Source organism: Phycisphaerae bacterium, assembly GCA_035384605.1.
GTDB lineage: Bacteria > Planctomycetota > Phycisphaerae > UBA1845 > PWPN01 > JAUCQB01.
Map to the genome: position 1 here is coordinate 1 of DAOOIV010000087.1, position 23,050 is coordinate 23,050.

Annotated in this window: 21 protein-coding genes; 9 read left to right on the forward strand and 12 right to left on the reverse strand. The window is 60.7% G+C overall.

Going from position 1 to position 23,050, the window contains the following annotated elements:
- Positions 1-216 precede the first annotated feature (216 nt).
- Together PLL20_16335 and coaD are read right to left on the reverse strand one after the other, a co-directional pair.
- Positions 217-1,125: a hypothetical protein gene (locus tag PLL20_16335; GenBank protein ID HPD31561.1), complete on the reverse strand. Its 909-nt coding sequence runs from the start codon at positions 1,123-1,125 to the stop codon at positions 217-219.
- Between the two features lie 170 nt (positions 1,126-1,295).
- The gene (gene coaD / locus PLL20_16340; GenBank protein HPD31562.1) at positions 1,296-1,802 is read right to left on the reverse strand and encodes a pantetheine-phosphate adenylyltransferase; all 507 of its coding nucleotides are present in this window, start codon (positions 1,800-1,802) and stop codon (positions 1,296-1,298) included.
- A gap of 676 nt (positions 1,803-2,478) precedes the next feature.
- Here coaD and cimA point away from each other — a divergent pair.
- A complete protein-coding gene (gene cimA / locus PLL20_16345; protein ID HPD31563.1) occupies positions 2,479-4,113 on the forward strand; it encodes a citramalate synthase in 1,635 nt (544 codons plus the stop codon).
- Positions 4,114-4,200: 87 nt separating this feature from the next.
- Here cimA and murJ read toward each other — a convergent pair whose 3' ends face one another.
- On the reverse strand, positions 4,201-5,733 hold the full coding sequence (murJ, locus tag PLL20_16350; GenBank protein ID HPD31564.1) for a murein biosynthesis integral membrane protein MurJ: 1,533 nt from the start codon (positions 5,731-5,733) through the stop codon (positions 4,201-4,203).
- Positions 5,734-5,964: 231 nt separating this feature from the next.
- Between murJ and PLL20_16355 the strand changes: the two genes are divergently transcribed.
- Entirely contained in the window at positions 5,965-6,801 is an 837-nt protein-coding gene (locus tag PLL20_16355; protein HPD31565.1) for a DUF1559 domain-containing protein, read from the forward strand.
- A gap of 36 nt (positions 6,802-6,837) precedes the next feature.
- Positions 6,838-7,179: a hypothetical protein gene (locus PLL20_16360; GenBank protein ID HPD31566.1), complete on the forward strand. Its 342-nt coding sequence runs from the start codon at positions 6,838-6,840 to the stop codon at positions 7,177-7,179.
- Positions 7,180-7,273: 94 nt separating this feature from the next.
- Here the strand turns inward: PLL20_16360 and iscX are convergent, their stop codons facing one another.
- The 8 genes from iscX to PLL20_16400 form a co-directional block, all read right to left on the reverse strand.
- Entirely contained in the window at positions 7,274-7,489 is a 216-nt protein-coding gene (iscX, locus tag PLL20_16365) for a Fe-S cluster assembly protein IscX (GenBank protein HPD31567.1), read from the reverse strand.
- A 97-nt stretch (positions 7,490-7,586) separates the two neighbouring features.
- The gene (locus PLL20_16370) at positions 7,587-7,994 is read right to left on the reverse strand and encodes a 2Fe-2S iron-sulfur cluster-binding protein (protein ID HPD31568.1); all 408 of its coding nucleotides are present in this window, start codon (positions 7,992-7,994) and stop codon (positions 7,587-7,589) included.
- Positions 7,995-8,011: 17 nt separating this feature from the next.
- Positions 8,012-9,991, reverse strand: coding sequence for an Hsp70 family protein (locus tag PLL20_16375; GenBank protein HPD31569.1), 1,980 nt, complete (start codon positions 9,989-9,991; stop codon positions 8,012-8,014).
- A 10-nt stretch (positions 9,992-10,001) separates the two neighbouring features.
- Positions 10,002-10,637 carry a Fe-S protein assembly co-chaperone HscB gene (gene hscB, locus PLL20_16380; GenBank protein HPD31570.1) on the reverse strand — a complete coding sequence of 212 codons (636 nt, stop codon included), beginning with the start codon at positions 10,635-10,637 and terminating at the stop codon, positions 10,002-10,004.
- A 78-nt stretch (positions 10,638-10,715) separates the two neighbouring features.
- Positions 10,716-11,048, reverse strand: coding sequence for an iron-sulfur cluster assembly accessory protein (locus PLL20_16385; protein ID HPD31571.1), 333 nt, complete (start codon positions 11,046-11,048; stop codon positions 10,716-10,718).
- A 111-nt stretch (positions 11,049-11,159) separates the two neighbouring features.
- Positions 11,160-11,579 carry a Fe-S cluster assembly scaffold IscU gene (iscU, locus tag PLL20_16390; GenBank protein HPD31572.1) on the reverse strand — a complete coding sequence of 140 codons (420 nt, stop codon included), beginning with the start codon at positions 11,577-11,579 and terminating at the stop codon, positions 11,160-11,162.
- A gap of 51 nt (positions 11,580-11,630) precedes the next feature.
- Complete coding sequence (locus PLL20_16395; protein HPD31573.1) at positions 11,631-12,848, reverse strand: IscS subfamily cysteine desulfurase; 1,218 nt, start codon at positions 12,846-12,848, stop codon at positions 11,631-11,633.
- Positions 12,842-13,327: an Rrf2 family transcriptional regulator gene (locus PLL20_16400; GenBank protein HPD31574.1), complete on the reverse strand. Its 486-nt coding sequence runs from the start codon at positions 13,325-13,327 to the stop codon at positions 12,842-12,844. The genes PLL20_16395 and PLL20_16400 overlap by 7 nt, the downstream gene beginning before the upstream one ends.
- A gap of 914 nt (positions 13,328-14,241) precedes the next feature.
- On the opposite strand from PLL20_16400, the gene lexA reads away from it, so the two are divergent.
- The 3 genes from lexA (at position 14,242) to PLL20_16415 (ending at position 17,821) form a co-directional block, all read left to right on the forward strand.
- The gene (lexA, locus tag PLL20_16405; protein HPD31575.1) at positions 14,242-14,868 is read left to right on the forward strand and encodes a transcriptional repressor LexA; all 627 of its coding nucleotides are present in this window, start codon (positions 14,242-14,244) and stop codon (positions 14,866-14,868) included.
- 127 nt (positions 14,869-14,995) lie between these two features.
- Positions 14,996-16,186, forward strand: coding sequence for a M20 family metallopeptidase (locus tag PLL20_16410; GenBank protein HPD31576.1), 1,191 nt, complete (start codon positions 14,996-14,998; stop codon positions 16,184-16,186).
- Positions 16,187-16,681: 495 nt separating this feature from the next.
- On the forward strand, positions 16,682-17,821 hold the full coding sequence (locus tag PLL20_16415; protein HPD31577.1) for a hypothetical protein: 1,140 nt from the start codon (positions 16,682-16,684) through the stop codon (positions 17,819-17,821).
- 110 nt (positions 17,822-17,931) lie between these two features.
- On the opposite strand, the gene PLL20_16420 is transcribed toward PLL20_16415, so the two are convergent.
- Positions 17,932-19,467: a sulfatase gene (locus tag PLL20_16420; protein HPD31578.1), complete on the reverse strand. Its 1,536-nt coding sequence runs from the start codon at positions 19,465-19,467 to the stop codon at positions 17,932-17,934.
- A 140-nt stretch (positions 19,468-19,607) separates the two neighbouring features.
- On the opposite strand from PLL20_16420, the gene PLL20_16425 reads away from it, so the two are divergent.
- The 3 genes from PLL20_16425 to PLL20_16435 form a co-directional block, all read left to right on the forward strand.
- Complete coding sequence (locus PLL20_16425) at positions 19,608-21,827, forward strand: DUF2961 domain-containing protein (protein ID HPD31579.1); 2,220 nt, start codon at positions 19,608-19,610, stop codon at positions 21,825-21,827.
- A gap of 32 nt (positions 21,828-21,859) precedes the next feature.
- The gene (locus PLL20_16430) at positions 21,860-22,552 is read left to right on the forward strand and encodes a M48 family metalloprotease (GenBank protein ID HPD31580.1); all 693 of its coding nucleotides are present in this window, start codon (positions 21,860-21,862) and stop codon (positions 22,550-22,552) included.
- A 10-nt stretch (positions 22,553-22,562) separates the two neighbouring features.
- A partial coding sequence (locus tag PLL20_16435) for a PhoD-like phosphatase N-terminal domain-containing protein (GenBank protein HPD31581.1) occupies positions 22,563-23,050 on the forward strand: 488 nt, incomplete at its 3' end.

Consider the following 23,050-nt stretch of genomic DNA (forward strand, 5'->3'; position numbering starts at 1 on the left):
AGGGCACGGTCGGAGCGGCCAAAGGCCGCGCAGACCTGCCGCAACCATCCCCGTAGGACATGTTCGCAGCCGCCAGATCACGTAGGGCACGGCCGCAGCGGCCAAAGGCCGCGCAGACCTGCCGCAACCATCCCCGACCGGGATAACCTCGACAACAGACAACCGTAGCCAAGGACAGAGGGAGGAATGGCAGGTCTCGCTGCGCTCGATACTGCCCTACCACCCGGTACCGTCGCTTTCCACGCATGCTCCTCGTTTGTCGCCTGGGCTCCGGGACCACGCTCTTTTCCACCGAAACCAGAAGACCCAGAGCACCCACAGAATCACGCCTGCGGCTGATCCAGTCATCATGAGGACCACCCAACCATGTGTTTTGGCGCTCAGGCATGCGTCTAGAACGAGGCGGTCAAACAAGAACATGCAGCAGAGCAGGCTGAGCGGCAGGCCCGTGGTCCACTTGTTGACCAGCGGCGACCAGACATCGCGACACCTGGGTGCGCGCCCGGGAGGAACGGCAGGCTCGCCGGTTCCACATTCCGGGCACCTGAGGCTCTGCACATGCTCACGGATATACCCACATTGGCCGCAAAGAGCGGTTTGGAGAGTCTGCCATGACTTGTACAGCCCGTGGTAGTAGCTCAGGCCCGATGCCGAGAAGACCGTCGACACCACAAGGATTGCGCCGCAAGCTATCACGGCAAGGCCAACCAAGTCCGGAGGCTCGCGCAACGCGAATGAGACTCCGACGATGACTCCAGTGGCAAGAAGGGCTACCCACTGTCCACCGATGATCAGCAACAGAATTCGTCTGACCACACGAATTCGCTGCAACAGATCGGCCGCTCTCGCCACATCCCAATGAAAGAGTCCTGCCAACTCAGCGACATACACGGGGAAGTCCTCGACCTTCTTGGTCGAGAGCCATTGCACTGCACGGGAACGGCCGATCGGGGCAACAAGAGGACCAAGAAGCGGACCGAGAATCCAGTTCGGCAGAAGCAACGGAAGACATATCAAGCAGCCGAAGAACACCAGTGGATACAACGGAGCGGCAAGCACAAGCACCCAGGGAGGATAACCCCGGAGTCGATCTCGAAGCTCAGCCAGCGGTTCCAGGAGCCGCATTCCAGGAAACCTCGCACCGATTGCCTCCGAACAGCATTCCGCAATGTAATTGCTGACTCACCCGAGATCGAGCACCCCGCTCGCGCATCGCCTGATTTGAGATCTGAGATTGCCAGATTTCAAATCGTCCGAATGATGGTCCGCCGGGGCGCTCCCTACCCCTTCGTGTCTCATTGCGAACCGTGCTTCAGCCGCAACCGCTCGGCCACATTCGGCGGAACCAGCCGCGAAAGCCTTTCCAGATCCGTGCAACCCAGTTCGACAATCTGCTTGATGTAAGTGCTGGAAACCAAGGCAAATTGGTCGCGGGTGAGCAGGAAGATCGTCTCCACCCCCCCCACCGCCATGTTGATGTTGGCCTGCTGAAGCTCGTAGTGCAAGTCGACGTTGTCGCGGATGCCACGGATGATCATCTGGGCACCCACCCGCCGCACGAACTCGGCCGTCAGCCCCTCGTAGGCCTCCACCCGAACCCGCGGGAGATCGCCAACCAGTTCGTTAAGCATGTCGACCCGCTCCTGAGCTGTAAATAGCTCTCTCTTCTCGGGGTTATGGCCGACGGCGACAATCAACTCGTCGACAAACTCCCGCGCCCGCTTGATGACGTCGAGATGACCATGAGTGATGGGATCGAAGGCTCCCGGAAACACGGCACGAGCGGGTTTGCGTTGCGACATAGGACGATTTCCTGGGACAGATGACCAACAGACTGAAAGTGTCCTGAAAAAGTATGGGACGGGCTTCCAGTCGACCATCGGACCGGCAAGATGCCGGTCCCACACCGGGATCTCAGGACGCACAACAAGCCGCAAGAATTGTAACCCACCCGGCCGCACTCCCACAACGGGGCCCTTGCCAACGACTGGCCCCGATGCTAGCATAAAGTTATGTCGAACAGAATGGCCGAGTCTTATTGCCTTGCCCGCCGGCATACCGCAGCGATGCGGATCGGCCGTATCATCGGCATTATTCGAGGAGAACCCGGGTAGGGCCGCGTGAGGCGAACGCGATCATGACAGCCCTGCCCGGTGAGGCAGGGCTTTTTGTTAGGCCGCTAGGCTATTAGAACCTTATGGCCGGATATGTGTGCGGCTTGCGCGCATGTTTCTGGATCGCAGAGCGCTTGGGTTGCGGTCCGCAAAAAGGCGGTCCGCCTTGGACTGTTCGGCCGTTAGACCTTTAGGATGCTGCCAGCAGTGAATTCACCACTCCTCCGCTGAAGCAGCGGAGCACCTGCGTGATTCTTCCTAACAGTCTAACAGCCTGACAGTCGAATAGTCTAATGGTCTGACACGCACGGCATCGGGCAAAAGCTCGACCAAGAAAGCAGACACCAAACAGACGAGAGACCATATGTCCACACCCCGACAACGCATCGAGATCTACGACACGACGCTCCGCGACGGCACGCAGAGCCATAACGTGAGTCTGAGCCTGAACGACAAGCTCATGATCGCCACGAAGCTCGACAGCCTTGGCGTCGATTACATCGAAGGCGGCTACCCCCTCAGCAACGCACGGGATGCGGCGTTCTTCCAGGAGGTTCGACGACTCAAGTTGTCGCACGCCAAGGTGACGGCATTCGGAATGACCCGCCGCCGCGGCACGAAAGCCGACAAGGACGAGGGGCTCAAGGCCCTCCTCGACTCCGAGGCGCCCGTCATCACCGTTGTTGGCAAGACATGGGATATGCAGGTTCGTGACGTGCTCCAGGTCAGCGAGCAGGAAAACCTCGATATGATCACCGAGTCCGTGGCTTTTCTCACTCGGCAAGGTCGTGAGGTTCTCTACGACGCGGAGCATTTCTTCGACGGGTGGGCGGATAACCCCGACTATGCACTCAAGACTCTGCTCGCCGCACAGGAGGCGGGGGCTTCATGCCTGGTATTGTGCGACACGAACGGCGGAAGCCTGCCGGAACAGATCGCCAAGGCCGTTGACGCCATCCGACCACACCTCCGCGCAAAGCTCGGCATTCACACGCACAACGACGCCGGCCTGGCGGTCGCCAACACCCTCACGGCAATCCAGCACGGCGCCGTCCACGCCCAGGGAACCATCAACGGCATCGGCGAGCGATGCGGAAACGTCGACCTGACCACCGTCGTGGCCAATCTCAGAATCAAGATGAACAAAGCCGTCCTGCACGACGACGGCCTTAAACGGCTCACTGAGGTCAGCCGGTACGTCTACGAGGTGCTCAACCTGGTGCCGCCCGACAACCAGCCCTATGTCGGCCCGTTCGCCTTCGCCCATAAGGGAGGAATGCACGTCCACGCCATCCGCCGGGTCAGCCGCAGCTATGAGCACATCGACCCCATGCTGGTGGGCAACGAACGGCGGGTACTGATCAGTGAACTCAGCGGGGCCAGCGGTGTTGCCGAGAAGATCGGGCGAAAACTCGATGTCGCCCACGACAAGGCCCTTCAGCGTCGGTTGCTCAAGCGACTCCAGGAGTATGAGGAACAGGGTTACGTATACGAGTCGGCCGAGGCCAGCTTCGAGCTGCTCTGCCGTAAAGAACTGGGACTCTATCACCCGTTCTGGCAACTGGACCACTGGCGGGCAGTGGCCCTGAAATCACCCCAATTCCACGAGCCCGACACCGAGGTCATCGTCAGACTCAGGATCAACGGGACCCTCGAACATCACGTCTCGGGCGGTCACGGCCCGGTCGATGCCATGGCCAACGCCCTCATGAAAGCTCTCCGGCCTCATTATCCCGAGGTCGACCAGGTGCGGCTGATCGACTACAAGGTGCGCGTCATCAACGCGAAAGCCGCCACAGCGGCTCGCGTGCGCGTCACCATCGAATTCCGCAACGAAGTAACCCACGAAATATACGGCACGGTCGGTGTCAGCGAAAACATCATTGAGGCGTCCTGGATCGCGCTGGTTGACGGCATCGAATACTCCCTGATCAACCACGAGGAAATGACTCGCGAAGAAAGCGGCAGGAGAACAACCAAGGCGAGAAGACCGAAGTAGGAGAGTCGTCAGTGCTCAGTGATCAGTTGTCAGTCGGACAGTGTGCTCCGAGGGTTTGACTGAAAACTGACGACCGATCACTGATCACTACTTCCGCAGCATCTCCCGCATCTCCTGGCATCCCAGGACGAACGCCGCGCCGAGGTAAGCGATCCCGCCTGTGCAGACCAGAATCACCAAACGGTAAAGCGGCCTCAGGCTGCCGTCGACATAGTGGTCGACCACCAGTACTGTCAAGGCCATGATCACGGTCGCGGCCGCGCTTCGAGTAACGCTTCGTCCGATCTCGCCCCAGGCAAGCGGACCGATCCGCCGTCTCAGCAGCACAGAGAGTGCGACCACTTGGCCCATCGCACACACCGAGGTCGACAGCCCCATGGCGGCTTCCCGCAAAGCTGTCTGAACCAGGACCAGATTGACGGCAAAGTTGATCACCACGTTGATCACCGACACCCGCAACGGCGTCTTGGCATCGTGCATGGCGTAGAAGGTGCGCACCAGTAGGTGATTAACCCCATAGGCAATGATACCCAAGGCATACATGTACAGGGCAAATGCTACACGCGGCGCCGAATCCGGGTTCTCTGCGAATTGCCCTCGCTCGAATAGCGTCCGCACAAGCGGATCCCGCACCAGAATCAGACCCACCATGCACGGCAAAGCCTCAAACTCGACCACGCGAATCCCGCGAGCCAGCGTGGCCTTCATGCCCGGAATGTCATTGTCCGCCACGTGCTTCGCCAGCGTCGGAAAGATCGCCGTCGCCATCGCGATCGCAAAAACCCCCAGCGGGAACTGGTACAACTCCTGGGCATAGCCCAGGATCGCCGGCCCCACACGCTCGGGAACGAACCAGTAGGCGATCAGGTTGTCCAACAAGCTGCTGATCGGAACCACCGCCAGACCGCCCATCATGGGCAGCATCGTCACGCAAATCCGGCGAATGTTTGGGTCCCGCGTGTTGATCCGCAAAGGCAAACGCAACCCGCACTGCCTGGCCGACAGCCATTGCCATGCCAGTTGAAAGATCCCCGAAACGACCACGGCCGCCGCCAGCAGCACGATCTGGCGCCGCATGCCGCCTGGCACCACTCGCGGAGCCAACCATGCCGCGGCAATCATGAAGATGTTCAGGATGATCGGTGCCGCCGCCGGGGATGCAAACCGACCAAAGACGTTCTGCACCCCGCCAAGCACGGCGGCGGTGCAGATGAAAATCATGTAAGGGAGCATCAGGCCGGTCAGGGCAAATGTTAGGGCGTTGTCTGAGTCGCCGCCGTAAACCCAGTACAGACCGGCGACAACGCACTCGCCGATGATACACAGGCCGGCCAGCACCGCGAGCTGAAGGCCCAGCAGCCGTCCCGCCAGAACATCCGTTGCCCCCTTGCTGTCCCGTGCCAGCGTCTCGGTCAGCACCGGGATGCTCGCCGCCGACAGCGCTCCCTCCCCAAACAGCCGCCGGAAAAGATTAGGAATCTGGAAACCCATCCGGAAAGCCGACCACACCACCTCCGTGCCGAACGCGTGGGCGCAGACGATATCCCGCACTAACCCCAGAATGCGCGAAACCAGCGTCAGTACGCTGATCAGCTTGGCTGACTGTAGAACCTTCGACATCGGTCCAGAGAATATCGACAGAACAGGCACTCAAAGAACAAGAGTCCCTGCCAAAACCACACTGGGACCGGCTTCCGTAACAGATGGCCACGCCGCCCCCGCTCTCTCGAGGCCCCGCCCCTATCACGTTCTTTATTCCAGGGTATTGGGTCCCACCGAGTTGAATGGTATGATAAACACCGCGCCGATAGAACGCTGGCAGCCGGACTGTGATCCGTTTCGAGGAGGCCGATGATGAGCATCGGCGGCTTTCGATTCCTGCGCGGTCGTCAACACGGTTTCACCCTGATCGAAGTCTTGGTCGTGGTGGCAATCATCGCTCTGCTGATCGCGATTCTGCTGCCGTCCCTGGCCCGGGCCCGCGAACTTGCCAAGCGGACGCAGTGCGGGGCAAATACGCACCAGATGGGCATCGCCCTGCACATGTACACGCTTGAGCACCGGCACTATCCCGGGCACCATCTCACATACGGACGCAGCGATATTCTCTGGCCGGTTCGGCTCAACCGGTTCATGAGACAGCCTGAGATATTCTGGTGCCCGTCGGCCCCCGCTGACACCCATTGGAACGGCATCGATCGAATCTACCGCGATATCGCCGCCGCCCAGCCTGAGGAGCAGGCAACCTTCGCCTACGGCTACAACGACTGGGGCGTCGCCGAAACCATCGGCCGGAATCCGCCGGTCTACAATTACGGCCTCGGCGGCCACATCAATCACCCTTACGAGGGCGAGGTGCGAGTCGAGCGAGTGAAACGCCCGTCCGACATGATCGCCCTCGGTGACAGCGACTCGGGCAGCCCTAACCCAAAAGCCAAAAGCGGCATCTGGGACACGGCGATCGATCCCATCGATGACAACGGGCTGGAGTGGCCGGGAGACCGGCATTTGAAGGGCGCCTGCATCGTCTTCGCCGACGGCCATAGTGAATGGCTTCTGCAATCGAGGCTGGTGGAAGGGACCATCGGGATGCGGAAGAAGTGGAACAACGACTACAGAGCACACTATGACGATTGGGGCGACAAGTACAAGTTCCCCATCGCCAACGTTCCGCCTGAAGAGCGGTGAAAACGGACTTGGACCATCGGTCGAGAAGGTGACGATTTGAAAAGAATCCTCATCTATGCCGGGCTGGGCGCCTTCATCGTGGCAGCCGGCCTTTATACATACATCAAGGTCTCCGCTGCCGTACCTGCGCAAGCTGACGGATTTCATTTGAAATGCACCTCAGCCGAGTGCGGCCGGTATTTCACCATCCCGCGCAAGCAGGTCCGCACCTATCCTCGCGATCCGAACGGGCAAGGATTCCGCTGCGAGAAATGCGGCAAGTTCTCGGCCCGGATCGCCGGCCGATGCGAGCAGTGCGGCGAGTGGTACGCCGTTACCCAGGACGTAGGACGGGAAGGCGGTTGCCCAAAGTGTGCCGGCCGGCAAATCACAAAATGAAGATGTGAAGCTCCGCGTCTCGCGTGCGACGCACGACGCACTCGGTTTTCGGACGGGCAGGAAACCATTGCTGCGAGCCCCCGAACGGCAAACGTCATTCCTTCCCGTCGCGGTACTCCTCAAGCCAGGCCATCTGTATGGCCTCAAGGTGGGCCTCGTTTGAGGCCTTGGGATCATCGCCAAAGCCTTCGAGCTCGCAGACCCGCTTGTGCAGATCAGTGAATCGCACGGCCAAAGGATCTTCGTTGGGATACTTCTCGAAGAGGCGAATGCCGATATCCTCTGCGTCGGTCCACTTCAAGGGGGGCATATTCCAACCTTCCATTCAAGAGAATAGTACACCCTGGCGACCCCGCCTGGACCGGCAACATGCCTATCCCACACTTTGATCCCGGATGGCGATCGAATCAGCGACTCTCGCCGACTCGATTGCGGTTCCAGGCCGGAATTTCGACCACAACATCACTGCTGCCATCAGGCACGCAGACGCAGGCCAGACGCGATTGAGGAGTCAAGCCGTACGCGTTGTCCAGCCGGTCTTCCTCCTCCTCCTCAGGGTCGCCGCACGATCCAAGACCCTGGCGAACGATCACATGGCAGGTCGCACAAGCACACACCCCGCCGCAAGCATGATCAATCTCGACACCATGACGCAGCCCGATATCCAGAATGCTCCAAGGCAGGCCGTCAGCCGCATGGTCGGTCTCGCCCGGGTCAACCTCGACCGTCCTGCCGGATGGCAAGAAGGTGATCCGATACTTCCGCAAGGGGCGACGTTGGGCCGCATCGGTCAAACGGGGATTCTTGGCATCCATCGGCGATGGTTCTCCGTTCAGTGACGAGGGGCCGAGACACCGGTCCGATCCGTCTCACGGAGCGTCTCGGTGATGGCCAACTCCGCGAGCCGAACCGTCTTACGGTCAAACTCGATCAAGGCTTTGTGTAAAGCGTCCGCATCGGTGCCGTTCGCCGCGGCAAGAGCCTTCAACTCGGCCATCGCGGTTTCGATCTTCTGCCGCTCGTCGGGCAAAAGCCGGTCGCCGACCTTCGCGAGCATTTGCTCGGTCTTGTGAGTGTCGAACTCGATCTGGTTTCGCAAGTCGATAAGCCGATGAGCGGTCATATCCTCGCGAGCGTGCTCGTAGGACTCCATCTCCATCCGCTTGACCTCGTCGGAGGTCAGCCCGTAGGTCGGCACAATCTGGATGCTCGCTTCGGTGCCGCTTCGTTCCTCGCGGGCCGAAACGTTCAGAATCCCGTTTTCGTCGATCAGAAACGTGACCAGGATCTTGGGCAGGCCGGCCGGCATCGGCGGTATCCCGCGAAGTTCGAATTCGCCGAGCGAGCGGCAGTCCTTCGCCATTTCCCGCTCGCCCTGCAGGACATTGATCTTAACGTTGGTCTGGCCGTCGACGAAGGTGCTGAACCGCTCCGTGGCCTGGCAGGGGATGCGGGTGTTGCGGAGAATCAGCTTGCCCATCGCTCCGCCCATCGTCTCAATGCCCAGCGACAACGGAATTACGTCGAGCAGTAGGGCATCTCGCTGCTCGCCGGCCAGAATCGCCGCCTGCACGGCGGCACCAAGGGCGACAACTTCGTCAGGATTCAGAGCGGTGTACGGACGACGGCCGAACAATTCCTCCACGCGCCGGCGAACCAGCGGAATCCGCGTGCTTCCGCCGACCAGGATCACTTGGTCCACCTCGGCGGCCTTGACCTTCGCGTCCGCCAGCGCGCGCCGGCAGGATTCAAGCGTTTTGGCGATCCACGGCTCGATCATCGCCTCAAACTCGCTGCGGCTGATACTCCGGCGATACCGGCGGCCTTGGCCCAAGTCGATCTCGATGGTGGCCGTCTCGTCGCAGCTCAGCCTCATCTTGACGCTCTCAGCGAAGTTTCGCAGGGCCTGGCGGATCGCAGGCGAGTTGATCTCCAGTCCGAACTGCTCCCCCACCTCCCGCTGAACGAGCCCGATGATCTCCCGATCGAAGTCGTCGCCGCCAAGACGCGTGTTACCGTGAGTGCTCTGCACCTCGAAGACGCCGTCCATGAGCCGCAGGATCGAGATGTCAAAGGTCCCGCCGCCAAGGTCGTACACCGCAATGAGCGATTCGCCGCCCCCCGGCTTGCTACACCTGCCCTGTGCCTCCGCATCCGCGCCGTCGCGGCTGGTCGGACACTGACCGGCCAGCGTCAACATCGAGCCGGCGGCCTTGATTCGGTCCATCTGCCCCCGCAGACCAAGACCATAGGCCAGAGCCGCGGCAGTCGGTTCATTGACGATCCGGACCACCTCCAGTCCGGCAATCCGGCCGGCATCACGCGTGGCCTGCCGTTGAGCATCATCAAAGTAAGCCGGCACCGTAATGACCGCCCTGCTGACCGGCCGACCCAGGTGGGCCTCGGCGCGGCGTTTCAGCTCGCGAAGAATGAGAGCACTGATCTCGGGAGGCGTCATCAGGCGACCATTCACATTGACCGCCGCTATGTCGCGGCTGCTGCTGTCGGTCACCCGCTTGACGACCTGGTATGGCAGATGGCCGAGTTCGCCGCTGGCCGCCAGCTCCTCGTAGCCTCGACCCATCAACCGCTTGATCGAAAAAACCGTGCTGGTGGGGTTTTCGACGGCGTGGGCTTTTGCCTCCCAGCCGATCGTGACCCGGCCTTCCGCCGAGAATGCCAGCACCGACGGAACCCGGCTTTCCCCCATTTCGTCGCGAATCACCCGCGGCCCGGCCTCATCGAAGACCGCCACCAGTGAATTGGTCGTCCCCAGATCGATACCGACGATGACGTCGCGATTGTCGCTCATAACCTCTCCGTCAGACCCCATCGCTCCCCGGCAACAGGCGGTCCATCAGGTTGTTCCAGTACTTGATCGCATTGAGCTGCCGGCGGAGCGCACGGCGGGCATCGGGCTTCTCGACAAGCGCGCGGGCAAGCGAGACGATCGATTCCATGCAGGCTTGCTGCTTTGCCGCCACTTGCTGCTTCAGATCTTCCAGGCTCGCCTGGTCGCCGGCCTGGCGCGCTTCTTCGATCTCCTCGCGAATCGTCATGACCTCTCCGAGCAGGTCCGGCGACACCGCTCGATCCTCAGAAGTGCCCGGCTCGCCGACAAGGCTCAGCAGGTACTCCGCCCGCAGAACCGGGTCACGAAGCGTCAGGTATGCCCGGTTCATCTCAGAGCTGATCGCTAAGGCGTCGTGCCGCTTCTCCTGCGACGCGTGCCCGGCGACGTCGGGATGGACGGACCGGGTCAAAGAGAGGTACGTCCGGTGCAGGCTCTGCTCGTCAATGTCAAAATCAACGGGCAGGCCAAACAGCTCGAAGTAGCTGCACCGCCCGATCGGATCCGCGTTGAGCTGCCCGCAACTGGTACAACAGATCGGCGATTCCAACGGCTGGGAGCACGTGGTACAGCGAATCGGACGGCTCGTGGTTGGTTGTGAGCTCACGCCGGAAACCCCCGTCAACGAAGGGTCAATCCGAATCGGTGCCTGGTCAGGCCGCCGACGGGCGATTGGTCCGTACCGTCAGGTGCAGAAACTGTTGCCGCAACTGCATGTGCCCGATGCATTCGGGTTGTCAAATACGAACCCCCGCCCCATGAGCTCGTCCTTGAAGTCCAGGGTGGTGCCGTCGAGGTAGATCAGGCTCTTGGGGTCACAAATCACCCGAATATCATGCGATACGTATTCCTGGTCGAGCTCACCCTTGGTATCAACCAGGTCCAACGCATAGGTGAACCCGCTGCATCCGCCGCCCTTGGCGCCTAAACGAAGATAAACGCTGTCCGGCGATAGGTTCTGCTGTTGCAGGATCGCTTTGACTTCCTGTGCCGCTCGTTCCGTGAGTGCCAACGCCATCTGTTTTGTTCCTCCGCTGTCGAATGCCATTTCAAAAAACCGGGGCGATTCAATCTGCCTTCGCACGCACGCGTCCGCAAGCCCCAGGAAATTCTATGCCCTGTCCATACCTCAACCACGCGCCACCTGGGCTCCGGCTGTCGCCGGAGCATTGGCCTGCTTCCGCTTGAGATCCTGAATCGCGGCCCGGATGGCGTCCTCCGCCAGCACGCTGCAATGAATCTTCACCGGGGGCAAGGCCAGTTCGCGAACAATATCGGTATTCTTGATCTCCAGCGCCTCATCGAGCGTTTTGCCCTTGATCCACTCGGTCGCCAGCGAACTGCTGGCGATCGCGCTGCCGCAGCCGAAGGTTTTGAACTTGGCATCGACGATACAGCCGTCGTCATCAACCTGAATCTGCAGTTTCATCACGTCGCCGCACTCGGGAGCTCCCACGATACCCGTCCCGACACGCGGGTTGTTCTTATCCAGGGAACCGATGTTCCGCGGATTGTTGTAGTGATCGATCACTTTATCGCTGTATGCCATCCCAATACTCCACAGGGACCGCGCCGACCAGACCGGCACCCCAGGCTTCGTTCAAATCCGGCTCCAGTCAACCCCCTTAATGTCGACCCCTTCCTTGGCCATCTCGTACAAGGGGCTCATTTCCCGCAGGCGGCGCACTGTGGCCGCCACCTGGTCAATGGTCTGCTCGATCTCAGCCGCCGTGTTGAACCGACCGAGACTGAAACGAATGGAACTGTGCGCCAGCTCGTCTGCCACCTCAAGGGCCTTGAGCACGTAGCTCGGCTCCAGCGACGCACTGGTACAGGCCGAGCCGCTGCTCACGGCGATGTTACTGAACCCCATCATCAGCGCCTCGCCTTCGACGTACGCGAAACTGACATTCAGCGTATTCGGCAGGCAATGCACCGTGTGCCCGTTGCGGTAAATCTCGTCAAGGTGCTCGCTCAAACCGGCCCACAACCGATCCCGCAGCCTTGCCTGCCGGGCCGACTCCGCCTGCATCTCCTGCCCCGCGATCTCCGCGGCCTTGCCGAAACCGACGATCCCCGGAACATTCAGCGTCCCGGAACGCATGCCTCGCTCGTGCCCTCCGCCATGCAGAATGGGCTCGCAACGGACGCGAGGGCCTTTACGGCGGACGTATAGGGCCCCCACCCCCTTCGGGCCGTAAACCTTGTGGCCCGAACAGCTCAGCAAATCAATGCCCATGGCTTTCACGTCGATCGGAACCTTGCCAAAGGCCTGCGTGGCGTCCGTGTGAAAAATGACCCCCTTTTCCTTGCACACCGCCCCGATTTCGGCGATCGGCTGGATCGTACCGATCTCGTTGTTCGCCATCATGATCGACACCAGAATCGTGTCCGCGCGTATCGCCTCGCGAAACTGGTTCACGTCAACACGACCGGTCCGGTCCACCGGCAAAAAGGTGACCTCGAAACCTTGTGTCTCCAAGTACTTCGCGGGATCGAGGACGGCCTTATGCTCGGTCACCTGTGTGATGATGTGGCGGCCTTTGTCCTTGTACATCTGGGCCACACCTTTGACCGCAATGTTGTTGCTCTCAGTCGCCCCGCTGGTCCATATGATCTCCTTGGCACTCGCGTTGATCAGAGCGGCCACCTGCTCGCGGGCAAGGTCGACCGCTTTCTCCGCTTCCCAGCCGAACTGGTGCGTGCGACTGGCGGCGTTGCCGAACTTTTCCCGGAAATAGGGCAACATCGCCTCGAGTACCCGCGGGTCAACCGGAGTGGTGGCGTTGTTGTCCAGGTAGATCAGGGACTTCACGATATCACCCCGTGGCTCTCTTCAACCGGCTGGCGGCCATGACACGCCTCTTTCCCTCCGCCGATTATGTCGGCCAAGGTGATTGAGTCGAGATACCCTATCATCTTGTTGTGAACCAGCTCCAACGATGCCCGAATCGGACAGCTCTCCATTCGAACGCACGTATCTGCGTCGTCTTCTTCCGGGTTCACCGCCTTGTCAGGAACGCACTGCGTCACATGAATCGGACCCTCCACGGCCCTGACCACGTCCGTCAACCGGATCTTATCGGGAGGCAGCGTGAGCGTATATCCCCCTCGCGGACCCCTGACCGATCGAACAAGTTCCTGCTGCGTCAACTGCTTCAACAGGTTCATCAGCAGGGGCAGGGGCAAACGGTAAGCCGCCGAGATTTGCCTGGCACTGCTGCATCCTGTCGGCTGCGATGCTAAATGGGTCAGCGCGATAAGCGCATAATGCGTCTTGCGAGTGAATGAAAGCATTGTCTCAGCCCCCGGACATAGTCATCTTGTACGCCCTTCTTTTAGCACCCAATCAGTCCGATTTCAAGCCGGCCGTTGCGTTGAAGCCGGACGTTCTGCTCCTTGCCTCCCCGCAGAGCCGGAAAAACGCGCATTTTCAGGCCCGGTCGCCGGCAAAAAAGGGACAATAGGCCGTTCACGTTTTGGCTATGAACGACACGATATGTCCATTAAGTGGGGTTCCGGACTACGGCGGGGAGCATATGTTGGGGGCTGGCCTGAAGACCAAGGCCCTGGAGGACTTCCGAAAAAGAAAAATGAAAAAACATTTGACGTTTGGAGATGGTTAGGGTATTCTATTCCCAAACAAAAAGTAAACAGCATCTAGCTCATCGTCCGCCAGATAGGCGACTGGCCCGAGGCAGGATACTCGACTTGGCCGTGAGACTAGGCTCCTCATGATTAGGATGGTTGGCCGTGCCGTAAGGAGGCGGCTGGCATGGCGAATTCTCAAGGTGGTGAACTGCCAGTATGCGTGTTCGGGCCCGGCGGGAGATTCCGTACCGCTTGGCCGGTTCGGCCGGGCATCAAAGGAACCCATTTCCCAGCCGGTTGGTTGGGACAGAAGCTGTCAGCGCTGCTGGAACGTGTCTCTTGCTATCCGAAGGAAGGCTCGGATGTGACGGCAACGTTCGGCAAACGCCGGACTTCGGGAGGAGCACCGGCCGAGCAACATGAGGGAGTAATCGGCGAGCCAGGCCGAATGACCGGTCGCCAGTTGGCGCTGGCAGGGTTCGACTTGGCGACCAGGAATGCCGGGACGATTCAGTGGAACACGGCCGGAGAAATGGATGAACCACGCAGGCTGGCGGCGTGGCCGCTTGTGGTCATCGGACCCTTGGAACTGGCGCAACCGCAACTCACGGAGCCTGAATATGGCACAGCACAAGTTTGCTCGTCTGACGCCCAAGCAGTTGCAGATTCTAACCATGATCCGCGACTATCAACACAGGCATGGCTATTCCCCGACTTTGCAGGAACTGGCCGATACGTTGGGCGTCAGCAAGGTCACCGTCTTCGAACACGTCACCGGACTCGAAAAAAAAGGTCTCCTGCGCCGATCGAGACACAGGGCACGCTCTTTGGAACTTACGGAGCATGGGCGGGCAGCGTTTCCGGATGACTCGCGGTACACGCTGCCGCTGGTAGGCCATATCGCGGCCGGCTCGCCCATAGAAGCGGTGGAGAATCTTGAGACCGTCAGCCTCGACGATCTGTTCGCCAGCAGGAGCGGCGCGTTTGTGCTGCGCGTCCGGGGCGACAGCATGATCGATGAACAAATCCGCGACGGCGACTTGGTCATTGCCGAGCAACGAAACACGGCTCGCAACGGTGAGACAGTGGTAGCCTTGCTCGACAACGGGGAAGCCACGCTCAAGAAGTTCTACAAGGAAAGTAACCGCATCCGCCTGCAACCGGCCAATCCGGCCTATCAGCCGATCTACGCCGATCACGTCAACATTCAAGGAGTTGTCATCGGCGTGATCCGCACTTATCGTTAGGCTTCGGCCCGGAACCGAATGCAACCACGGGCCGCCCCAAGGAGGATCCGGATCGACTTGCGATGCCGGTTAACCGTCATGCCGGCGTCGACGTCGTGATCACGCACTGGCAGGAGCGGCATCGCCAATGTTCAAACAAGTCGTCAACCTGATCGAACCCATCATTCCGGATCTCACGGCCTTTCGTCGCGATTTGCATTCGCATCCGGAGCTGTCACGCCGCGAGTATCGCACCAGCGAAAAAATACGGGCGACCCTTGCAAAACTGCCCAATCTCAAGGTGCTGCCCGCGCTGACCGGCACGGACGTGATCGCGATATTGAACGCGGACAAACCGGGTCGATGCATCGCTATTCGTGCAGACATCGATGCGCTGCCGATTCAGGAGCAGACAGGCGTCGAGTACCAGTCTACGGTGCCGGGCGTGATGCACGCATGCGGGCACGACGGACATACGGCCGTGCTGCTCGGCACCGCGATGGTTCTGTCGAAGCTCGCCGATGCCATTCCGGGCAAGGTGAAGTTCGTTTTCCAGCCGGATGAAGAAGATGAGGGCGGAGGTCGCCGCTTGTGCGAGAACGGGGTCCTTGAATCGCCGAAGGTTGAAGGAATCGTGGCTCTGCACGCGTGGCCCTCACAACCCGTGGGCACGATCTCCTTCTCGCGAAGCACGGTCACGGCCGCAAGCAGCCCGTTTACGATCAGAGTGATCGGCGTCGGCGGACACGGTGCCTACCCGCATCGTAGCGTCGACCCGATCGTCATCTCGGCACACATCATCACGGCATTACAGACTCTCGTGTCCCGCGTCGTCGACCCCCGCGATGCAGCCGTCGTATCGGTAGGACAAATCCGCGCCGGTTCGGCCGACAACGTGATTCCGCCCGAAGCTGAGATGGCCGGGACCATGCGCTATCTCCAGCCGGCGACCGGCGAGCAGCTCCACGAATGCTTCAAGCGGCTCGTCGAGCAGACCGCGGCCGCACACGGCGGACGCGCCGAAATTAAGATCCATCAGGGATATCCGCCGTTGATCAACGACTCGACGATGGTGGCCCTCATCGAGGGTGCGGTCTGCGATTTGTTCGGCCACGATCACATGGTCATTGAGAACATGCCGAGCATGGGGGTGGAAGACTTTGCGTACTACGCCGAACGAGTGCCGGCGGCGATGTTCCGGATGGGGATTCGCCCGGCCCACCTGAGCGACTACCCGCACCTGCACAATCCAGGCTTCAACTTCAATGATGAGGCCCTGCCCGTCGGCATCCGGATGTTCTGCGAAATCGTGCGGCGTTTCTTCGACGTGGCGGATTGAGCTGACTCGACGCCCTCGCATGATCTGGCCATAAACTTTCTATATGATCCTTCGTATTCAATTATATGTCCCACCGAATGTGAGGCCCAGGCTCCGCGTCGCGGATTCCAGATCGCCCGATCTCAAATCTCAGATCGAGGATTTCAGATCTGAGATTACAGATTTCAGATCCGATGCTGCAGGGGGTGTATTCCGTCTTCGGTGGCGTTTCGAAGGCAGGGCATGGTCGAAATCCGCGCAGCGGATGAGACCCGCCGACGATCCTGGTCGTTCTCGGCAGGTCTCGGTCCCGGTGGCGGCCTCGACACTGGCCTGCCGTGGCGGCCGCCAATCCATGTGCCACCGTTTCAGGGATGCACCCCGCCGCAGGCGACGGACCTCCGGCCGATTGCACCGATCGCATCCTGCACGGTAGTATGTTCCCCGTCTGCGGAGACGATGTGCATCTGTGCATCCAGGTGAAGACAGCGGGACTCGACCGCGCAGGAAATGGTCATGAAACGGCTGACTCTGTTGTTGTCTGTATCGATGTTGCTTGCGACACCCGTGCTGGTGCTGGGGCAGGCCAAGAGCGACCGCCCGCTGCCCAGGAACGAGGAGGAATACAGGGCATGGTTCGCCGCGCAGCCCCGCCACCTGTACGGCTGCGGGATCATCTGGGCCCAGTGGGTCTGGCCGGGCGACAAGACCAAATGGAACTACGACGGCCGCTCGATGCAGATGGTCAAGAACATGGGCGGGACGAACGTGCCCGTCAATATTCCCTGGTATGACGTCGAGCCCAAGGAAGGCGAGTGGTATTGGGACTACGTCGATCACCAGGTGGCCGAGGCCGAGAACCGCGGGCTGCCCATGTTCGCATACATGGGCCTGACGCCGGACTGGGCCCTGCCGCCGGAAGCTCCCAAGGGCATGACCGGCATCGGCTACCGCTACCCGCCGCCGGATGACAAGAAGGAGCAGTTCATCCGCTACTGCAAGGAGGTGGCGAAGCGGTACAAGGGCCGCATCAAGCACTACCAGTTCTGGAACGAGCCCAACGGATGCAGTTGGGTCAACGACGGCTGCGGCAACGGACACGAGGCCGAGAACACCCGCAAACTCTACACCAAATGGCTGATAATCTGGTACAACGCAATGAAAAGCGAGGATCCAGATTACGTTCTGGGTGCCGGCGCGCTCGACTACCATGAGGGCGTAGCCAAGGGGTATGAGTACCTCGAAGGGATGTACAAACACGGAGCGAAGGATCACTTCGACGCCTTTAACATTCATCCTTACGACAGCAAGGGCACGTTGCACCACAGGGCCATCGAGGACACCCGCCGCGTCATGGTCGAGCACGGCGACGGCCACAAGGGCATCTGGATCAGCGAGTGGGGTTGGAGCATGAAGGACGAAGACGAGAAAAGCCGTCGTATCGTTAAGACTCTCCGCGAGCTGAATGACCCGAAGTACTACTATGTCACCATGGCCAACTACCTGTCGATCACCGACCCGGCCGGCGAACCGGGTTTCGGACTGTGCGACCGCGACCTCAAACCTCGCAAGTCGTACATGGCGTTCAGGGCATACACGCGGGAGCACCCTGCAAAGCACGTTGCTCCGTCAACTCGCCCGAGCGGGGACAAATAGAAAACCAGTTGTCAGTCTTCAGTAATCAGTTGTCAGTCGGACCGAGCGAGGCGCCTCTCTCGGCTCCCATCCAGCAGACTACCCAACTAATAGACTAACAGACCAATCCCCTATTCCGGCTTCGCCGCTCGCCAACCGTCCTTGAGCATCTTGCTCAGCTTGACCACGAGTTCCTTGTTCTCAGGAAGCCTCGCCAGGTTCAAGTTCTCGTCCGGGTCGACTTGGTGGTCGTACAGTTCGACGCCGACCGGCTCCTGGCCCGGCTCGACCCACTCGGTGTAGCGGTAGCGGTCGGTCCGGAGCGAGTAACCCATGACTTTCTGCCGCGGGTATTGGCTGAAGGCGGCCTTCTTCCACGGGCGATCGGGATCGTTCATCACCGGCACAAGGCTGGTTCCCTCCAAGCCCGCGGGCAGGGGCAGCCCCGCCAGTTCGCACAGCGTGGGATAGATGTCCACGAACTCTGACAGGGCGGCGGTCGTCTTGCCGGCCGTCTTCTGCTTCGGCGCGGAGATAATCATCGCCACGCGCGTGGCCACCTCGAAGTTGCTGTGCTTGCACCACATGCCGTGCTCGCCGAGGTGCCAGCCATGATCGCCCCACAGCACAACAATCGTTTTGTCGCGCAGCCCGAGCCGCTCGAGTTCATCGAGCACCCGCCCGATCTGAGCATCCGTGAAGCTGCTGGCCGCCTGGTAGGCGCGTACCAGTTCGCGAGCTTTTGACTCCGACACCGGCCCGACCTTGGGCATATCGCTGTAGGAACGCAGCTCGCCGAAATCATGGAGCGCCACATGTGGCACGTCCTTCGGAGGGAAAGGGTTGGCCGCCAACCGGATACCCGCGGCCGGGTACAGGTCGAAGTACTTCGCGGGGGCGATGAACGGCAGATGCGGCTTGTAGAAGCCCACGGCCAGGAAGAAAGTCTTGTCCTTGATCTGACGCAGCGCTTCGATAGCTTTGTCCGCAACCATTCCGTCAGCCAGTTCGTTGTCCGCGACGTCGGGATCCTCCCAGGCCGGACCACGGACTCGTTCCCCGCTTCGCTTGATCTTCAGGACGGTTCCCGTCTTTTCGTCTCGCCGGACGACTTCTTCTTTGTATAGCTTGCCCTCCGCTTTCAGACGTGACCGTGTCTCTTCGATGGCCCTGAGCGATTCCGGCTTGTGATAGCCTTGCCCCTTTGGAAACCACGACGGCACGCTCCAGGACTGCGGGTCGTCGAGGCCGCCGTGGTAGATTTTGCCCATCGACTGCGTGTGGTATCCCTGCTGCTTGAAGTACTGCGGGAGCGCGACCACGTCGGGCAGATGGATTCGGAAATGCGTTTGCAGGTCGTACACCTTGGTCGTGTCCGGCCGTCGCCCGGTCAACAGCGAGGTCCGCGAGGGGCTGCACACCGCCTGCTGACAGTAGGCCCGCGTGAACACAGTGCCGCTGCGAGCCAGCTTGTCGATATTCGGTGAATGAATGTGCTTAACCCCGTAGCAGGCAAGATCGGGGCGAAGATCATCTACCGCAATAAAAAGCACGTTGGGGCGCTCGCTTGCCTTGGCCTGTGCCCGGCTCAACGGAGTAGCGGTCATCCCAACCAGGATCACGGTACAGATAGTGTGAAATCCGGTTGACGAAACGGTCCTACGCATTTGGCACTCCTTATGACCGGTGTATATGCAGTTTGATTGGTCTGGTGGAGCAATGTACCATGCGGCGCGGCGGTAAGCCACACTTATCCGCGCCGCTCGCAAAGCAGTCGGCACAGTTGCCCGCTTGTGGGAGGTTTACAATGAAGCTGGTCGGGCCTGCTTCAGTGACGCTATTGAAACTGGCATTGACAATGGCCCTTCCCGGCTGCAGCCAAGGTCCGGGGGACCTGACGCTGACGAATGCGACCGAGCCCCCGGTCATACCTGTCGGCCTGGACGCTTTCCGCATGTGGGACCGCTGGGCATATCTGCGAATCGGCCAGCGGACTTACATGACCAGTACGTACGACCGCTGCGGGGCCAACGAGGCCGCCGACGCCGGCCACTTCCTCTACCAGTTGGCCGACGACCGCAACGTCTCACTGGATCTCATGGGAAAGGGAGTTCTGGCCTTCAAACGCACCAACCACTGGCACGGCAGCCCGTGGTACTACACCGTGGACGGGCGGGACTACGTCGTGCAGGAATCGAGCACCGCTGACCCCGACCATCCGGTCGAGAACTCAGTGTTCATCCCCCGGGAGCAGTTCCCCCACCCGCTGACCTGGACCTGGTCGATCACCAAGGGCGCGGACCTGATGTGGGTGCCCATCCCCTTCGAGCAATCGTTCACGCTGGCTTACGGGCGGACGCACTACGGCACCGGCTACTACATCTATCACAAGTTTCTCCCCGACGCCCCGAACCTCAGCCGGCCGATCAAGAGCTGGAACATGGACGTGCCCCCCGCCGACGTGCTTGATCTGATCAATCGCAGCGGGACGGATATCGCCGCGGGCAGTTCGGATTACGCGGCCAGGACAGCGATCAACGTGCCCGCCGGCCAGACCCGCAGCCTTTTCAGTTTCAGCGGGACAACGGCCAAGACCGTCCGGGCTTTCAGACTGACGATCAGCCAAGACCAGGCCAAGGCTCTCGGTGAGGCGTTTCTTCGCATCTACTGGGACGGCAATAAGCATGCGTCGGTCAATGCCCCGGTCAAGCTCCTTTTCGGGACCGGCTCGATGTTCAACCGCGAAAATCGGGAATACCTGGTCAAGGCGTTCCCGGTGAACATCCGATTCGGCGACGGACAGGTATGCTTCTCAATGTATTTCCCGATGCCCTTTCATCGCTCCGCACGGTTTGCGCTGCAAGCCGCTCCCGAGCTGGCAATCAATGACCTGCAGGCAAGCATCCAATGCCAGAACTACACCGACCCGGCCAACTGGGTAGGCTACTTCCACGCGACGTATGTCGATCACGGTGAGCCCAAACCCGGCCACGATCTGGTATTCCTCGACACCACCCAAGTCGAGGGCGGCGGCGACTGGTGCGGACACTTCGTGGGCACTTCGTTCATTTTCTCCGACCGGGCCGAGTTGCGGACGCTTGAGGGCGACCCGCGCTTCTACTTCGACGACAGCAACTCGCCGCAGGCTCAGGGCACCGGCACCGAAGAATGGGGCGGCGGCGGCGATTACTGGGGCGGACGTAACATGACCATCCCGTTTGCCGGTCATCCGGTCGGCTGCCGCAGAAAGGAGGAGGCCAAGGACCCCGAAGACTTGATTCAATCGGCCTACCGGTTCTTGCTGAGCGACCTGATGCCCTTCGGCAGGAACGCCAGGATCACCTTCGAGCACGGCGGCGAAAACAACATGCCCGAGCACTATCGCTCGGTAACCTTCTGGTACGGAATCAACCAGCCCTGCTTGATTCTCACGGACACCTTCAACGTCGGCGACACGGACGACGAACGGCGCCACGACTACGATTCGCCGCAGGCCTCGCCGGTGCAGACGCTCAGCTCGCGCTATGAGTGGGGCGTCGATCACCTGGATGGCAAGGAGATCTTTCCCGAGACCACCGACAAAGGCCGCTTCACCAAGGGTAGTTCGACGTTCTCGCTCAAACTGGACCCGCGGAATATCGGGGTGATGCTCCGTCGCAAGATGGACTACGGCTTCCCGAACCAATGTGCCAAGGTCTTCGTGGCCGACCACAAGGCCGGCGCCGAGTGGCGCGAGGTCGGCATGTGGTATACGGCCGGGTCGAACACCGTGGTCTACAGTAATCCCAAGGCCGAGACGGGAGCGGCCGAGCACTACGTGCAGACCTCGAATCGCCGCTGGCGGGAGGATGAGTTCCTGCTGCCGCGCTCCGCCACCGAGGGCCGCTCGGTCATCCGCGTGAAAGTAGAGTTCGTTCCCCGCAATATTCCGCTGTTCCCTGGACACCCGCCGGCCGAACAGGCCTGGAGCGAGTATCAGTACAAAGCGTACTGCTATGTCATGCCGCAGGCGAAATGTGAGGGCTGACGTTGGCCGGTCTCTTTCGAAATCTGGGGCGAATGGCAGGCCCGCACGTTCGCAAGGCCAAGTGGCTGCTGCGCTCGTTGACCGGAACGCAAGCCGAGGTGATCCAGGCGGAATTCGAGGTCGGGCGGGACATGGCCGGCGCCATTGCCCGGTCGGGGCAACTTGACGCTGATCCACGCTGGCAGCGGATTCTGGCTCAAACAGGTGGCCGGCTGGTCAACCGACTCGCCAAACGGGAGCGCCGGTTCTCTTTCAGCGCATTGGCAGATCCCCAACCGAATGCCTTTGCTTTACCCGGCGGTTTTGTTTATGTCACCCGGCCGCTGCTGGAGATCTGCGCGACGAAAGACGACGAACTGGCTTTCGTGCTGGCCCATGAGATGGCCCACGTTGTCCGCGGCCATGTCATGGATCGCGTGCTCAGCAGCACGCTGCTCAACGTAGCGTCGCGGGCAAGCCTGGCGGCCCGGATGATGAACAAGGCCGTTCTGGAGGCGGCCCTGAAGCTTCTTCAAAACGCCTATTCGCAAGAGCAGGAAACAGAGGCCGACCGCTTCGCAGTGCGGCTATTGCTCAGCGCCGAAATGAACCCGCTGGCCGGTGCCGCGGTCCTGGGCAAATTGAGCAGCGCCGGTGACGGCTCGGACGAGCTTCCGAGCTACTTCTCGACGCACCCGCCGTCGAGCGCGCGGATGGACAGGATTCACCAATGGCTTAACAAATGAGGTAGAGAACATGCGATTGGTCGCGGTGATGATCGGAGCAATGGCATTGACCGGGCCGGCGCCGGCGAACGGCCCGTATCTGGCCAGCGGCGTCAAGCTCGGAGAGGTCTCACAGGACTCGGCCCTGGTTTGGGTGCGACTGACCGCCGAGCCCAAGCGGCGCGATGGAATTGTCCTGAAAGGCCTGACGACATTGCCCGCAGACGTTCAGGTCAACGATCTGCAGGGAGCGGTACCGGGCACGAACGGGCGAGCGCGGGTGCGGTTCGGCACCAAGGAGGACTTGTCCGACGCCGCCGAGACACCGTGGACGGCGGTGTCCGCGGAAAGAGACTTCACGCACATCTTCCAGCTCACCGGTCTCAAGACTGCGACGGTTTATCATTACATGGTCGAGACCGCACCGCCCGATACCGACTCGGTTTCAGCCGGTTTGCGAGGTCTCTTCGAGACCCTGCCTCGGCCCGATCAAGAGACCGACATGTGCTTCACGGTCAT